The organism is Ruegeria sp. HKCCD6426 (genome assembly GCF_057221115.1).
In genome coordinates this window covers 23,972-39,773 of the sequence record NZ_JBWVBF010000009.1, presented here as the reverse complement: position 1 = coordinate 39,773, position 15,802 = coordinate 23,972, and the positions used below count along the sequence as shown (strand labels likewise).

The 15,802-nt window shown below is 55.3% G+C and carries 12 protein-coding genes and 1 pseudogene; 6 read left to right on the top strand and 7 right to left on the bottom strand.

Annotation, left to right across the window (positions count from 1 at the left end):
• Window positions 1-13: 13 nt before the first annotated feature.
• Window positions 14-835 (bottom strand): fumarylacetoacetate hydrolase family protein, encoded by an 822-nt coding sequence (locus AC2TDA_RS20335; protein WP_480880595.1) that lies wholly within the window; start codon window positions 833-835, stop codon window positions 14-16.
• Here AC2TDA_RS20335 and AC2TDA_RS20330 point away from each other — a divergent pair.
• The 5 genes and pseudogenes from AC2TDA_RS20330 to AC2TDA_RS20310 all read left to right on the top strand — a co-directional run.
• Window positions 834-1,754, top strand: coding sequence for a FadR/GntR family transcriptional regulator (locus AC2TDA_RS20330; RefSeq protein WP_480880593.1), 921 nt, complete (start codon window positions 834-836; stop codon window positions 1,752-1,754). The genes AC2TDA_RS20335 and AC2TDA_RS20330 overlap by 2 nt on opposite strands.
• Window positions 1,755-1,946: 192 nt before the next feature.
• Window positions 1,947-2,630: a fumarylacetoacetate hydrolase family protein gene (locus AC2TDA_RS20325; RefSeq protein ID WP_480880591.1), complete on the top strand. Its 684-nt coding sequence runs from the start codon at window positions 1,947-1,949 to the stop codon at window positions 2,628-2,630.
• A 61-nt stretch (window positions 2,631-2,691) separates the two neighbouring features.
• Entirely contained in the window at window positions 2,692-4,227 is a 1,536-nt protein-coding gene (locus AC2TDA_RS20320) for an acyl--CoA ligase (RefSeq protein ID WP_480880590.1), read from the top strand.
• A 4-nt stretch (window positions 4,228-4,231) separates the two neighbouring features.
• Window positions 4,232-5,209, top strand: a complete 978-nt coding sequence (locus AC2TDA_RS20315) for a 2-dehydropantoate 2-reductase (protein WP_480880589.1) — start codon at window positions 4,232-4,234, stop codon at window positions 5,207-5,209.
• Between the two features lie 642 nt (window positions 5,210-5,851).
• Window positions 5,852-6,508 (top strand): annotated as a pseudogene (locus AC2TDA_RS20310) (TniQ family protein); the annotation flags it as partial.
• Window positions 6,509-6,932: 424 nt separating this feature from the next.
• Here AC2TDA_RS20310 and AC2TDA_RS20305 read toward each other — a convergent pair.
• From AC2TDA_RS20305 to AC2TDA_RS20280, 6 genes are all read right to left on the bottom strand, one after another.
• The gene (locus AC2TDA_RS20305; RefSeq protein WP_480880587.1) at window positions 6,933-8,756 is read right to left on the bottom strand and encodes a BCCT family transporter; all 1,824 of its coding nucleotides are present in this window, start codon (window positions 8,754-8,756) and stop codon (window positions 6,933-6,935) included.
• 74 nt (window positions 8,757-8,830) lie between these two features.
• Window positions 8,831-9,841 (bottom strand): Ldh family oxidoreductase, encoded by a 1,011-nt coding sequence (locus tag AC2TDA_RS20300; RefSeq protein ID WP_480880585.1) that lies wholly within the window; start codon window positions 9,839-9,841, stop codon window positions 8,831-8,833.
• Window positions 9,842-9,853: 12 nt separating this feature from the next.
• A complete protein-coding gene (locus AC2TDA_RS20295) occupies window positions 9,854-10,483 on the bottom strand; it encodes a DUF3726 domain-containing protein (RefSeq protein ID WP_480880583.1) in 630 nt (209 codons plus the stop codon).
• Complete coding sequence (locus tag AC2TDA_RS20290; protein ID WP_480880582.1) at window positions 10,480-12,168, bottom strand: hypothetical protein; 1,689 nt, start codon at window positions 12,166-12,168, stop codon at window positions 10,480-10,482. The genes AC2TDA_RS20295 and AC2TDA_RS20290 overlap by 4 nt, the downstream gene beginning before the upstream one ends.
• 4 nt (window positions 12,169-12,172) lie before the next feature.
• A complete protein-coding gene (locus tag AC2TDA_RS20285; protein ID WP_480880579.1) occupies window positions 12,173-13,147 on the bottom strand; it encodes a membrane dipeptidase in 975 nt (324 codons plus the stop codon).
• Window positions 13,147-14,559 carry an aldehyde dehydrogenase family protein gene (locus AC2TDA_RS20280; RefSeq protein WP_480880718.1) on the bottom strand — a complete coding sequence of 471 codons (1,413 nt, stop codon included), beginning with the start codon at window positions 14,557-14,559 and terminating at the stop codon, window positions 13,147-13,149. The genes AC2TDA_RS20285 and AC2TDA_RS20280 overlap by 1 nt, the downstream gene beginning before the upstream one ends.
• Before the next feature lie 133 nt (window positions 14,560-14,692).
• Here AC2TDA_RS20280 and AC2TDA_RS20275 point away from each other — a divergent pair, with 133 nt between their 5' ends.
• A complete protein-coding gene (locus AC2TDA_RS20275) occupies window positions 14,693-15,565 on the top strand; it encodes a LysR family transcriptional regulator (RefSeq protein ID WP_480880577.1) in 873 nt (290 codons plus the stop codon).
• Window positions 15,566-15,802: the final 237 nt, after the last annotated feature.

Genomic DNA, 15,802 nt, shown 5'->3' with positions numbered 1-15,802 from the left:
ATGCAGGAGCCATTTATACGGCGCGCACGGTATTCCTAAGCGCGCCGATTTCTGAAATCTCACAAACCACGGTGTCCCCGTCTTTCAGAAACTGTGGTGGATCCATTGCGTATCCGACACCAGACGGTGTACCGGTCGCGATTAGGTCACCTGGTTCCAGGGTCAGGCCTTCTGACAGGGATGCGATCAGCGTCGGAATGTCGAAAATCATATCCGACGTGGTTCCGTTTTGGCGCTGTTCGCCGTTAACTGTCAGTCCGACCGACAGAGCTTGCGGATCGCTGATGGCATCGGCGGTCACAATGCATGGACCAATTGGGCAAGATCCATCCAGTCCTTTGCCCTTGAAGTACTGACCGCCATGACGGCGCTGTATGTCACGGGCCGTTATGTCGTTCAGAATAGAATACCCAAACACGTGATTAAAAGCGTCTGCCTTGGCGATGTTGCGCCCGCGCTTACCTATCACGACTGCCAACTCGACTTCGTAGTCGATGGACTGTGAAACCGAAGGGAAAAGTAGGATGTCAGCGTCCGGTGCAACGACCGAGGTCGGCGGCTTGGTAAAGAAAACCGGATGCTCGGTGATGCCGATTTTCTCTTTTTGCGCCCGCTCACCTTCTGCGATGTGTTCAGCGTAGTTTCGCCCCACGCAGAACACGTTCTTACGTGGCGTAGGAATGGGTGACAGAAGCGGCGCGTCCTCGGGGATTAGCACGTCCTTAAGTTCGCCCGCCTCACCCGCAGCAATAACGGCATTCAATGCCTCCAGTGAGGTCTGGCCGCCTTCGATAACCAGCTGCATCGTGCTTACGTCAAGAGCCGTATCTGGCATGAGCATCTTAACCGCACGCGAAAAATCTAACCTGCTACCGTTGGCAAGTATTGCGACACAAACGGCGTTGCCATCTACAGAAACAGTCGCTAAACGCACTCGGCTCTCCTCCTACATGCTGGCGCCCACTTCGGTTACCGATCTTGGCAGGCGACTCGGATTTGGTTGTCACTTGCCCTTGAGTTTTTGCCGACTTGGAGTTTCAATCAATCAACCAATCACCAAATTGGGTGGAGATGTGAGCGAACCAACCGAACTCGCGCAACACGTACGCGACCTGATTAACAATGCTGGATACCGGCATAACGACAGGCTCCCGCCTGAACGCGAACTGTGTTCAAAGCTTGGAACGACCCGAAACCAATTGCGAAGAGCGTTGGCAGAGCTTGAGGCGCAGGGGCTCATTTGGCGGCATGTAGGTCGGGGAACTTTCGTTGGTTCCAGACCAGTTCTTAACCTCACAGACGTAACTTATTTGGGCAATCAAATTAAACCGGAGCAGGTTGTGTCGGTGCGATTCACGATCGAACCGCAGCTCAGCCGCCTTGCAGCGCTCCACTCCACCCGTTCAGATCGTGAGCAAATGAGGCTCTGCGCGGATAAATGTCGTACCGCAGAGGATTGGCGCACCTACGAAGCTTGGGACAACAATTTGCATCATGCGATAGCCCGCTCTACTCGCAACCAGCTCTTTTTGTACTTTTTTGAGACTCTGAATTCAGTTCGAAGATCTATTGTTTGGGGGCAGCCACGCGAAACCTTAAAGCCCGCAGAGGATTACTCCAGTTTTAGCGAACACGATGTGATCGTGTCTGCGATAGCAAAGGGCGACGAAGAACTTGCGGCCAGTGCTATGGTGGATCACCTGAAATCGGTTTATTCGCGTGTACTGCCAACGAGCATCCAGTCTGACGACTGAAGCAGCACCAACGCCCAACCAATTCTGGAAATGGTCGGGCCAGAAGGAGGCTGGAGCTCTTGCAAACTAGCCCCAATTTTGGCGATGACTTGGGAAGCGGCCACGTCTAATCGTATCTGGCGTGGCATCGATCGGAAGGTGTCTGACCGTTTGGAAATCCGATCATTGGCAATAAACGTTCAGGAGGAAGCGATGTCCGATCATGTCATTCCCGCGCCGCAGGTGCATGTAATACCCGTAGCGGGGGGCGGCACATTCCCGGTCCGTCGCGTTTACTGTATTGGGCGAAATTATGCGGCGCACGCAATTGAGATGGGCCATGACCCAAACCGGGAGCCTCCGTTCTTCTTTCAAAAAAACCCGAACAATTTAGATCCTTCCGGGGAATTCCCTTACCCTCCGCACAGCTCCGATGTGCATCACGAAGCTGAAATGTATGTCGCGCTCAAGTCGGGCGGTACGAACATCTCGGTAGACGATGCGTTGGATCATGTCTTTGGGTACGGTCTTTCGCTTGATATGACCCGTCGCGACCTGCAAGGGCAGATGAAGAAAATGGGTCGTCCGTGGGAAATTGGCAAGGCATTTGAGCGCTCTGCGCCATGCGGACCAATTCACAAGGCATCAGAAGTTGGGAATCTCGACAAAGGTCCGATTACTTTGACGGTGAATGGTGAAATTCGGCAGGAAGGTGACTTGAACCAGATGATCTGGAAAGTCCCTGAGATGATCTCCTATCTGAGCGATTACTTCGAACTTGCTGCCGGAGACGTAATCCTTTCGGGAACGCCTTCTGGCGTTGGCCCTGTCAACCGCGGCGATGTGATGGTTTTGGCCGTCGACAAACTGGGTAGCCTAACTGTCAACGTAACTTAGCAAGTACGAAGCCAAACCCTCTCTGCGAATTAGGCCAATGCTTTTTGTAAAGGGAACCCGGATGCCCCACTTAGTCGCTGAATTGATCGCACCCCATTCTGGCACTGCAAATGCTATCGGTGCCCCAGGTCGATCTTGGCTGAATTATCTTGGGCTTCGCGAGCTTTGCGCAAAGGTCAAGAAGGATCTCCATCAGATCGGAGTTGGTCGCGGCGACCGGGTGGCAATTGTGTTGCCCAACGGCCCAGAGATGGCGACGGCTTTCATATCCGTCGCCCAAGTGGCGACGACGGCACCTTTGAACCCGGCGTACACTTACGAAGAATACGTATTTTACCTCAAAGACCTGAAGGCCAAGGCTCTTCTTGTAAACGAAAACGAAAATGGACCTGCCGTAAAAGCGGCAAGGGACCTTGGCATCGCTATCTTGAGGGTGTCTCACGATAGCTTACATTCAGCCGGACAGTTTTACATTTTGCCCTGCGACCCAATTGGCACGGCTGACACATCCGCGCCGGGTGAAGATGATGTTGCCCTGATACTCCACACGTCAGGAACAACGTCGCGCCCCAAAATCGTCCCTCTGACGCAGGCTAATATCTACGCATCCGCGCGAAATGTGGCTTCGTCTTTGAAACTGACAATCGACGACCGCTGTCTGAGTATTATGCCGCTGTTTCATATCCACGGGCTGATTGCGGCTGTTGCCGCTTCTTTAGGTGCTGGATCTCAAATTAGCTGCGCCCCCGGGTTCAACGCTCTCAGCTTTTTCTCTCAAGTCGCTGAAGTTGATCCGACATGGTACACCGCAGTTCCGACAATGCACCAAGCTATTCTGACCCGAGCTGCACGAAACCAATCAATCATCGAGCAATCGCGGTTGCGCTTTCTTCGATCTTCTTCTGCTTCGTTGCCGGGCCCGGTAATGGAAGAGTTGGTGGCAACTTTCAATGCGCCCGTCATCGAAGCCTACGGGATGACTGAAGCCACACATCAAATGTGTTGCAACCCGTTTCCGCCCCAAGAGCAAAAGCCCGGATTTGTTGGAATAGCAGCAGGCCCCGAAGTCAGAATCGCTGACGAGAAGGAAAATGTTCTGATTTCTTCGCATGACGTCGGAGAAATCGTTATCAGCGGTCCGAACGTGACACCGGGATACGAAGGCAACCCGCAGGCAAATGCCGACAATTTCTTTAATGCGGACGGAAAACTCTGGTTCCGCACAGGTGACCAGGGTTCATTCGACGAAGAGAATTATCTGCGACTGACCGGACGCCTTAAGGAGCTCATCAATCGAGGTGGTGAGAAAATCAGCCCGCTTGAAGTCGACGCCATTCTATTGAGCCACCCGGACGTTGCTCAGGCAGTTTGTTTCGCTGTGCCCCACGAAAAACTTGGCGAAGACATCGCTGCGGCCGTCGTGCTCTCAGAAGGCGCCTCTATCGCGTGTCAGGAAGTTAGGGATTTTGTCGGTTCTCGGCTCGCTAAGTTCAAAGTGCCAAGTTCAGTGGTTATCCTCGAGGAGATTCCTAAGGGCGCGACAGGCAAAATACAAAGGATAGGCATGGCCGTAAAACTAGGGCTGGCAGAGGCTTAGACACATGAAAATTTGTATCTTTGGTGCTGGTGCAATCGGAGGTTTTGTTGCTGCAAAACTCGCGCAGACTGACACAGACGTCAGTGTTGTCGCGCGCGGGCCCCATCTGGCCGCAATGCAAGAAAAAGGGCTGACTCTTCTTGAGGATGAGCGGGATCCAATAAACGTCCCAATACGCGCCTCAGACAATGCTGCCGATCTCGGTCCACAAGATTATGTCTTCATCACTCTGAAAGCGCATTCCGTCCCAGCAGTCGTAGACTCAATGCAGCCGTTGATTGGGGACGAGACAACAATAGTAAGTGGAGTGAACGGGGTGCCCTGGTGGTATTTCCACAAACTGCGCGGCCCTTACGAGGGAACGAGGTTGGCGTCAGTCGATCCCGGCAACCTGCAGTGGAACGGTTTCGGGCCAGATCGAGTCCTCGGATGTGTCGTTTATCCAGCTGCTGAGGTCATTGCTCCTGGATCAATCAAGCATGTCGAAGGCAATCGTTTTTCATTAGGCGAACCTGATGGTTCTAAATCTGACCGTGCGGCCAAGCTTTCGGCTGCGCTGTCCACCGCCGAGCTTCGTGCGCCCGTTCGGCCAAGAATCCGCGACGAAATCTGGCTAAAACTATGGGGTAATTTGTCGTTCAACCCGATTTCCGCGCTTACCCACTCAACACTTGATGTCTTGTGTACTGACGAGGGTACACGCTCCGTGGCTCGCGGGATGATGCTTGAGGCACAGGAAATCGGTGAAAAACTTGGTGTAAAATTCCCGATAGACGTTGAAAAACGGCTCGACGGCGGAGCGGCTGTCGGTGCGCACAAGACATCTATGTGGCAGGATTTGGAGTTGCGCCGACCGATGGAAATTGATGCCTTGGTAACTGCAGTGCAAGAACTGGGACAACTTACAGGGATCGCAACGCCCACAATCGACACCGTCGCGTCACTGGTCAAACTGAGGGCAAAGGTCGCAGGTCTCTATTAAAGTTTCCTTGGGCCTTGTGACCAGAGCTTGGCTTGGGATGGATAAATGACACTGGTTCGAAAATGTCATACAGCACCTTCAAAATTTTATCCGCGCCTTCGACAACAAGCAGCCGCTCGTTTTGGGTCAATAATGCTTGACGTTTGGGTCAGAATTGAATGATGCGATTTACAGTTTGGCTGATGTTCTAGAAGTCAATTGAGCCAAGAATTGGTGTCGTTCCACAGTAATTGTGTTGAACGTCACACGAACCTGACCCAGCCGTCATAGTTGGACCAGAATGCGGTGGACGTTCGACATCAAATGGCACCCCCGATGTTGAACATCAGCTAAATTTGACCTTTTCGTCATAAATTGAACCAAATCCTCCATTTCGGACTCCCGCAGACAGTTTCGTTCGATCTGACTTACCTTTCGGAAAATCAGGGCTGATTTTCAGGTCAGACAGCGAAGCTGCCTGTTCCTGCTAATCTGCCACGTGGCAAACGCGGGAGGGGGCGAGGCAACGCTATTCGATATGGGCATCTCAATCCAAGAAAGCTCCTGGACGACGGAGACGCTCCTGAAGATGGAGAAGATGCTGAGGCCCCCGCTGAACCCTAGTCTCCCCTTAACGAAAGGGGAGACCCGTCAAGTTATGTTGCTCGGTTGGCCCGACTGTACACGACCATGCCACGTGATTTCTGCTCGGATCTTGAAATGCGATGGCCACATATCTGCTCAGCGCATTTGGACCAGTTGGAGACGTTGTCACTGCTAACCAGAGTGCCTCTGACCAAGCTGGAACAAGGAGCGGCCCGGTTGATTGGCCCTTGCCGGTATCTCGTCGGGCTTTCATCAGCCACCAATGGAACGCTACGCCGCGCTACGATCCGGATTTGTCCGAGATGTATTGTGGAGGTCATAGAGGCTTCTGACCCCAAGAACGCTTTTCAGCTTCTTGAGTGTTTGGTGCTACCGATCGGGACCTGCGCTAAGCATGGCGTTCCGCTGCTCCAACTTCCCAACGCCCCTTTTGCGCATCTCACCTATTATGTGGTTGAACAGACGATACGTCATAGGGATCTGATCTTTGAGGCGGCTCAAGACGGGGAGATACTTGGGAGATCCTCGTTTGAAACTTACTTAAGCCGCCGTATTGAATTTGGGGTCGCTGATAACTGGTTGGACCCACTGGTCCTAGGGGCGAGGCAAAGCTATTCGACAATAATGGTACGGCCCGCAGGCGTAGCCGAGGACACGGTTTTATCTAATAGGGTTGCCCGAGGGGGAAGGCAGCGCCTATCCGATCACAGCTGACAGGCCGAAACATCAGGCATGCCAAAGCAGGCGCATCACCACATTTTAGGTTGCAATGAATGCCAGCGACAGCAAAAGGCCGGAGGCCCCGGAACACGGCCGGTCCACCAGAACGTCCAGCTGTTCCAATGTTATCCTCACCCCACCGCATTCGACATTCGAAAACAACGTACTAAACATGTGACAGGACAATTCTGCGGAACCCAAGAGTGAGCCGGAAAACCATATTTCAGCCGGCAGGGACAATAGGGACAGAACCGCCATCCAAAGTGGCGAATGCGCTTTATCCCTGCCCAAGATGGGCAGATTTTGTTGAGATACTATTTACTGACGTCCTCGTCGCCATTGTTATCACGACTTGAGTCTGAAGCTGCGAGGACAAAAAAACCGGGCGATCCAAGATCGGACCGCCCGGTAACTTTGATCATTCTGCTAGCACAGCCGATTTCTCGCGCAGGCCGTCACGATAGAGTGCTTTGGCGAGGGAGATGCACATCAGCCCCATGATCACGGTGAAGGGCAGTGCGCCGATGATCATCGCGCTCTTCAGCGCCTCCATCGGATCAGCGCCGCCGTTGGTTTTGCCCGCGATCAACAAGGTCCCGATGACCAGCGTCAAGAGCACACCCCAGACGATCCGGTGCTTGATACCGGTATGTTGTTCACCGCCAGACATGATCGTGTTCATCACAAGGATGCCCGAGTCTGCGGAGGTGACAAGGAATGTCAGGATCAGCACCACGCACATCACAGTGATCCCGGCTAGAAAACCGCCTGAAAGCATGTGTTGCAGAGTGACGAACAGCTTGGCTGTGTTAGATGCGCCGATGATCGCGCCTTCTGCCGCGCCCGAGAGTTCGAGGTCGATAGCGGTACCGCCAAGAATGGCCATCCATGCAAAACAGACCATGGCCGGTGCGAATACGCAGCCGATGATAAACTCGCGCACCGAACGTCCTTTGGATATGCGCGCCAGGAACAGGCCGACAAAGGGCGAAAACGCGATCCACCAGGCCCAGTAGAACGTGGTCCAGCCCGCTTGCCATCCGAATTGGCGACCCGGCTCGCCGGCTGCATAGGCAGCAGCAAGAACCTCGTCGGGCAACGTTGCGGCATCGCCTTCCAGGCCGGATTTAAAGCCATCGAATGAACCCCAGGCATTGGTCGCGCCACCGCGCAGCGCATCGGCATAAGGTGCCGCCTCGCCGGGCAATGCCGCAGCAAAGTCTGCAGGAGATTGAGGGCCGAAGGCACCAAAGCTCAGCGAGACGTAGTGCAGGATGTAATCTGCGAACGCGCTGGCATAGGTGGTCATGGCAAATAGGAACGAACCAAAGACCACGAAGGTCAACAACAGGATGATCGACAGGACCAAGTTGAGGTTGGATAGGTATTTCACGCCTCGTCCTACGCCGGAAACCGCCGAAAGGATCGACAACCCCATGATAGCCACAAGCCCCGTAATCAGGCCTACTGTGCCCGGAGCTGGCGCATCACCGCTCATGTCCATCAGCCACTGCATACCAGTAATCGCGTACAGCCCGTCGATAAACTGCGACACTCCGAAACCAATCGTCACCGAGACACCCAGGATCGTCGCGACAACCCCAAGAACATCAACGATATGGCCCAAAAATCCGTTCATCCAGCGTCCGAACAAAGGCGTCAGAGCCGTACGGATGGTCAGCGGCATGCCACGAGTATAGGCGTAGTAAGCCAGCGACAGGCCGGTCACCACATAGATAGCCCAGGCGTGAAAACCGTAATGCAGGAACGTGTAGCGATAGCCTGACTTGATGGCGCCTTCGGAATTGGCCACGACTTCACCGGCTAATACCTCGGGGTTCGAACCCCACAGGCCCATTGGCTCGGCTGTGGCGAACACCATCAGACCCACGCCCAGACCAGCCCCGAACATCATGGAAAACCATGAAAAGGTCGAGAACTCAGGGACTTCATCCGGTGTTCCCATAATGCGGCTGCCGGTTCGGGGCAGCAGCGCGATCACCAGCAAAAAGAACGAGAACAGCCCCACTATGACGATGTAGAAGACGTTGAAATCTTCCAACAGACGCCAATTCAGGCTGCCCAGAACTCCGTTTGCATTAGCCGGCCACACCAGTGCCCAGATGACCAGTGCCACCATGATCAACTTGCTGAGCACAGCAATTTCGACGCTGTGCCCTTCGTAAAACCCACCGGCAGATTTCTTGATCTGCAACTCGGTGAAAGGTTGATTGATAGACATAAATTCCTCCCTGTTCGCGCGTATTCAGAGGCTTCTGGGTGTCCTGTTTTGTTGTCCGGGCACTGTTTCGGCCCTTACCCCAGAAGAGCTTCAATTTTTGCAAGTGTTGCGGTGTTCACCGCAACGCCGTCCTCACGGGCGGCCAGTCGTTTGGCACGGCGGCCGTCGCCGGGCAGATGTGCCCCGTCCTGAGAACGGATCGCTTCGACAAGGCCAGAAACGCCACTCTCAAACGTGCCAGCCGCGGTGGCAGCCGGGTCGATCGCTATGAAGAATTGGCCGGTTTTTGGTGGACCGCCAGCAGTTCCGGAAAACGGCGAGGCATTGATGCCCAATGTTGCCCCGGTCAGCGCCGCTGCCAGAAGCTCAGTCATTAGCGCGACGCCCACGCCCTTGTATCCGCCAGACGGAGCCATTGATCCTTTAAGGCCAACCTCCGGATCAGTGGTCGGGTTGCCATCGGCATCCAAAGCCCAGCCAACGGGAATCGGCTTGCCCTCGCGCGCGTGTTTCATGACCTCGCTCTTTGCGATGGTGCTGGCGCTTTGGTCGATAAGCAGCGCAGGCTCACCGTCAGTGCCCGGGGCAGCGACGGAAAACGGGTTAGTGCCAACGACCGGTTTGGAACCGCCAGAAGGTGCGATCGAAGCAGGAGCGTTGGTGAATGCCATTGCAACCAACCCTGCCTGCGCCAGACGGTATGTGTGATAGCCCAGAACACCGCAATTATAGCTGTTCCTGATGGCCAGAACTGCCACACCTTGTTCGCGGGCCGCGGGGATCAGCGTCTCAAATCCCAGATCGATGGCCGAATGGGCAAAACCGGTCGCAGAATCGACGGTCACGACGCCCGGCCTGGGGCGAGACAAAACTGGTGTCGCCTGCCCATCGACCTTGCCACATTGCACATGCTCGCAATAAATCGGGATATAGGCGAGCCCGTGGCTGGCGACACCATCCGCCTCGGTCGCTGCTGTGGCCACAGCCAGCGGGCGTGCGTTTGCCTCGGAAGTCCCCGCCGCCACCAGAGCGCGGAACGACAGATTCTCAATTTCGGTAAGGGAAAGGGTTCGTGTTTCGGTCACTTCAGTGTCCCTTCAATCATTGTCGGAAAGCCCGGCCCCTGCACCCAACAAGCGAGATTCCTCGGTAGCAGGAGCGTAGGTGCGATGGGCAAATTGGTTCAGAACTTCCCAGTCATCCGGGGCAGGGTGCGCGCGCGTGTGCTTTGCCCGCCGGGCGTCAGAGGTGCCACCTTGTGAAACGGTCACCCGCCGTGCGTTTTCTGGCAGGACATCGGGAGCTGTCAAATAGGTCTCATCGATCACCATCTGCAAATCGTCGAAGTCGACAACCAGTGAGCAATCCAGAACACGTGCGGTATTGGAGACAAAGGGCAACAACAGAGCAGGTGCAACAACATCCTGCATTTCGATCGGGCCCGTCGTGAGCAGATGGGCACAATCCGACAGAAGCGGCCCCGCCGACAACGGACACAAGTCCCCGTCACCCTGCCATGGACCTTCAAGGTGCCCAGGGCGGTGCGAGGCAAGGTTCGAAGCCAGCTCCAGTTTCAATAGTCGGGCCAAAATACCGGCGCCGTCCAAGCCCTGTGAGCAGAGCCAGCGGGCAGCCTTTGACGCCTCTTCAGCTTGTCCCCAGGAATAGCCCGCACCGCGGGTGGCACGTTTGGCAGTAGCCTCCATTTCATTCAGCGAAAAGCTCATGCTTGCACCTCCGGATAGACCCACAAATCGGCGTTTTCGCTGGTCAGATCCTCAGGGTAAGGAGCGCCGGCATACATGCAGATTCGCACCCAGCGGTCCGAACGCGGATCAAAATGCGTTGCACCAAAGAACGACAGTTTAGCTCGCAGCATGTCGAGGGGCGACACCGAAGCACTGATCGTGTTGTCGTGGATTTCGCCATAAGGAGCGGTACGGCTCATCTGCGCGCGGCGGATGGTGTGGCGATGTTCGGGATGGCGCAGTAGAAACTCGGCCACAGGCTTGGATGCGTCCCATTCGCCCAGCGCGGCCTGGGCAACGGCCGCATCGCGCGCGGGCGCTAGTGGTTGTTCATAGTCCGCAATCGGCTCTTCGAACCGTTCGCCCATCCGGGGTTCCAGCTTCTCTTCCGAGACATACCATGCGCGGGCGCAGTTTTCGGAGGCCTCCCAATCCAGGTCGAGCGCCCAGCCAAAGCTGTCGCGGATCAAATCGCAGACCTCGCTTATCGGCATCGCGCCATCGATCACAAATGCAGGGGCGTTGCTGTCGCCCATACAGGTGGCCAATTCGTCCACAAGGTCACCGTAAGGTTCCAGGATTAGTGACGCGATCAATTCCTGACCTTCTTCGCTGAGCGCGGTTTCAGACCAGACCACCAACCGGTTCCATGGGTGGCCACCAGTCAGATTATCCAGTTTCAGGTAATCTGAGATTGCCTGCAGGTCGGCATTCAATGCCGCCAGCTTGGAGATCTGGATGGGATGCTCTGACTGCCACCAGGACATTGAAAGCCTACTGCGTTCGAATACACCGCAGAAATGGCTGGCCTCGGCATCGGTAGCGGTTTCCAGCGATCGAACACGCGCAATCGCCTCTTCGCGCGCCATGATCCAGTTGTTGAACAAAACAGGATGGTTGACGATGAAGGGGGCCATGCCAAGGCCAGTGGAATTGCCGATCCCCAGCCAATGGGCAATGCTTGGATCTAATTGCACAGCCCGGTCGCCGCCCTTGGCATCAGCCATATGCTGGACCAAATCCCGTACAAAGGCCCGGGTCAGAAATACGGACAGCATTTCGGCCTGAAACGGCCCATTGGTTTCAGGGCGGTCGGCTATGTTCTCGCGATCCGCGGCGCCGAATTTACCCGAGCCGTACACGGCTGTGGTTCGCATCAGGTAACCAACCTGATAAATCTGTTCCAGATCAGGCTGTTGCCCCGATGCCAGAGCGTCAACGACATGCGCCCACAACCGCACCGAGCGGTTAGCGCGAGACAATGACAACTCGCTTTCGCTTACACGCCCAGCCTCTTGCAGCGGCACGTTTTTCGACAAGCGATCAATATCGGCCTCGGTCGGGATGCCGTCAAACAGGGCAAAGGTGGCATCCCAGGCTTCGGCAATCACACGGTCCGAGCGCATTTCAGGCGGCAAATCATGAGCAAATGCAACGAGTGAGTACGCACGCGCTGGCCCATGGGCGGTGTAGACGGCACACCCAACGCCATTGGCATCGATGTCGAAAACAGGCCGCGAAAACGACCAGTTTTCCTGCGCCATGCGGCGGGTCAGCTGCCGCATGAAGCTGAGGCGGCATTGATGCAACGACCCCAAACGTGAAAGCCGCATGACGAATGCAGGGTCTCGTCTGCCAATGTCTGTTTGCGCCAGTATTTCCATATGATTACCCTTGAGGGACGAAGTTATCGGCGAAGAACCTGTGCCAGTTCCCGCCCATGATCCCGGCCACTTCGTCATCGTTCAGACCGGTCGCGCGTAATCCTTGTTCGATATTTCCAAAATCCCGGCTATCCCGGAACCACCCCGGCATTGGAGGGAAGCCCGGATTGTTGGCAGACCCCTCGCCATAGTCGATTTCCTTGGTCCAGCGTCCAACCCGCATCCATTCGACGACGCTGTCGGGTTGATCCTGACATAAATCCGTGCCGATCCCGAGATGTTCAGGCCCGTACTTTTCCGCCGTACGGGCGATCATCTCGCAAAAGCTCTCCAACGAGCAGTCGGACTTGTCTTTCAGGTGGTGCGGATAGACTGAAAAACCAAGCATCCCGCCGTTTTCGGTCACCGCCTGGATCACCGTTTCGCGCTTATTGCGCAGGGCAGGCGACCAGTCGTAGGGGTTTGCGTGGGTGATAGCGATGGGGCGTTCGGACAGCTCGGCAGCGTCGATGGTAGAGCGGTCTGCCGAATGGCTCATGTCCACCACCAAGCCGACGCGGTTCATCTCTTTGATAACCTGTTTGCCCATGCGGGTGATGCCGGTATCCTCGGTCTCATAGCAGCCAGTGGCGAGCAAGGATTGATTGTTATACGTCAGCTGCATGAACCGTGCGCCCAGCGTATGCACGATTTCGACCAATCCGATATCGTCTTCGATAGGAGAGGGGTTTTGAAAGCCAAAGAAAATGGCCGTGCGCCCGGTTTCGCGTGCCTTATCGATGTCGCTGGCCCACAATCCCTTCATGATCAGGTCCGGGTATTGTTCGAACCAGCGGTTCCATTTCTCAAAGTTCAGAACCGTTTCGCGGAAGTTTTCGTGATAGGCGATGGTGACGTGAACTGCATCCACACCACCTTGGCGCAATTGCCGAAAGATCTTTTCCGACCAGTTCGCGTATTGAAGGCCATCAATGCGCATCAGAACGGCGTTCCCGCGCTGATATAAGCAGTCTTGACGGTGGTATAGAACTCGGCCGCCGCCTTGCCCTGCTCGCGCGGGCCATAAGAGCTGTCGCCGCGTCCGCCGAACGGCACGTGATAGTCGGTACCGGCGGTGGGCAGGTTCACGGTTACGACCCCTGTACGTGCGTTGCGGCGGAAATGCGTGGCGCGTGCAAGGCTTTGGGTGACGATGCCCGAAGTCAGGCCGAAATTGGTGTCGTTGACGACGGCCAGCGCCTCGTCATAGCTGCCCACTTTGATGACAGACGTCAGCGGGGCGAACATCTCTTCGCGGTTGATGCGCATATCGTTGGATGTGTTCAGGAAGACGCCCGGGCTCATGTAGTAGCCATCGTGAGGCATATCCAGGCGTGTACCACCGCAGGCCAGCTCGGCGCCTTCGGACTTGCCGAGATCGACATAGGCCAGGTTCTCAGCCAGTTGCTGTGCACTGACGACGGGCCCCATCTGGGTTCCATCCTCCAGCGCGTGACCCACTTTCATTGCTTGTGCACCAGCGACAAGTTTCTCAACGAAGGCATCATGCACGGTGCTGTGGACCACAAGCCGGGAGGAGGCTGTACATTTCTGACCTGTACCGCCAAATGCGCCACCCAGCGCCAGCGAAACAGCAAGGTCGAGATCAGCATCGTCCATGACGGCCAGCGCGTTTTTCGAGCCCATTTCCATCTGCACTTTGGTCAGGTTCTGTATGGCCGCGGCGGCAATGCCTTTTCCAACCGGGACCGAACCGGTGAACGAGATAGCGTTGACCTTTGGACTTTCCACCAGGCGCTGCCCAATTGAACGACCCGAACCCATAACGAGGCTGAACAGACCTTTGGGAATGTCCTGGCGGTTGATGATTTCAGTCAGGGCAACAGCCGAGGCCGGTGTGATATTGGCGGGTTTCCAAACCACCGCATTACCGTAGCACAGAGCTGGGGCAATCTTCCACGAGGCGGTCGCGGTCGGAAAGTTCCACGGGCTGATAACGGCAACGACGCCCACTGCTTCGCGACGGACGTCGACTTCGATATCAGGGCGCACGGAATCTGCGTTCTCACCGATCTGGCGCAGACATTCGGCCGCGTAATAGGTGAAAAACTGCCCGGCGCGATAAACCTCGCCCTTACCTTCGGCCAGCGGCTTGCCTTCTTCTCGGGCCAGCAGGGTGCCCAGCTCTTCGGCGCGCGCCATCAACTCGTTACCGACATTCATCAGTACCGCCTGCTTGCGCTCTAGCCCGTAAGCCGCCCATTCGGCTTGCGCGACACGCGCCTGATCCAGTGTGGCCTCAAGCTGATCCGCACGGGCTTGTGCGAAATGACCGATGAGGTCACTCAGGTCTGAAGGGTTGCGGTTTTCGATCTCGCTTTCGCCGGCCATCCATTCGCCAGCGATCAGGTTCAGTTTGGTCACGTCGGGCCCCAAATTCAGAATTGATTTGGGGCAGAGTGGACTTTGCAGACTGCATCAGTCAAACTCAAACAACTGAATTGAATTTCAGGAAAATTGAAGTATGGCTATAAAGATCGAAATGCTGCGCTGCTTTTGCACCGTTGCGCAGACAGGTAACCTAACCGAAGCAGCAGACCGATTGGGTCGCACCCAATCGGCGGTTTCCATGACTCTCAAGCAGTTGGAAGGTCACCTGGGCAAAAAGCTGTTCGAAGGAGAACGAAAGAACCATCTCTCTGCTCTGGGCGAGCAGGTGTTTGAAATGTCTCTGAAGCAGGTGCGCCAGTTCGATCAGACGGTGCAATCTATCGAAGCCGCAGCAGACGCAATACATGGATTGATACGAATCGTTTCTGTGCCTTCGGTCGCGGCTCTTCTGTTTCCTTCAACTCTGGAACACATGACTCGCCGCTTTCCTGGCCTGAAGGTCGAGTTGCGGGATACGGATACTCAGCAGGTGTTGGATGCTCTTACCGAAGGCAAGGCAGATATCGGGATAGCTTCGGGTTACCATCCGCTAAATGGTGTCAAAACCATTCCCCTGTTCGAGGATCAATTCGGACTTGTTTGCGCGTCCAACCATCCGCTTATCATGAGGCCGGAACCACCTACCATCGAGGATGTTGTCAATACGTCGTTTGTCCGAAATGCTTTATGCGATCTCATTCAGACGCCGCGATTTGTGAACGCGATCGAAAACGCTGATGTTACAATCCACAATACGCACTCGCTTATTACCATGGTACGGACTGGGGAATGGGTTACCGTTCTCCCTCAAACAGTTGCGCAGTTCATACCCGAATCCACCGCATTTCGCACCATTTCGGATCTATCCGACAAGAGGCAGGTCTATCTGTATGTGAAAGAAAGATCGCGGTTCGAGGAAGTAACGGCCGAGTGCAGCGCCTTTATGTTGAACTGCGATTTGGTTTGAAACAGAGGTTTAGGCAGGCTTCCTTTCCCAAAAGCCAATTCTGTTTTTGTTAACCCGGAAGTCCAGGTGATAACAGCAATCTGCGCTGCGGGATTTAAATATACTGTCACTCTGCAACGCCAGTGTCGGTAGGCGTTGCAAAAGTCAAATGTTGAGGAATGAACCCGGTCTGAGATCAGAGGAAGGACGGCGCTTAACACACTGACAAGGGGATAGGCAAATCGAACAGGTAGACCG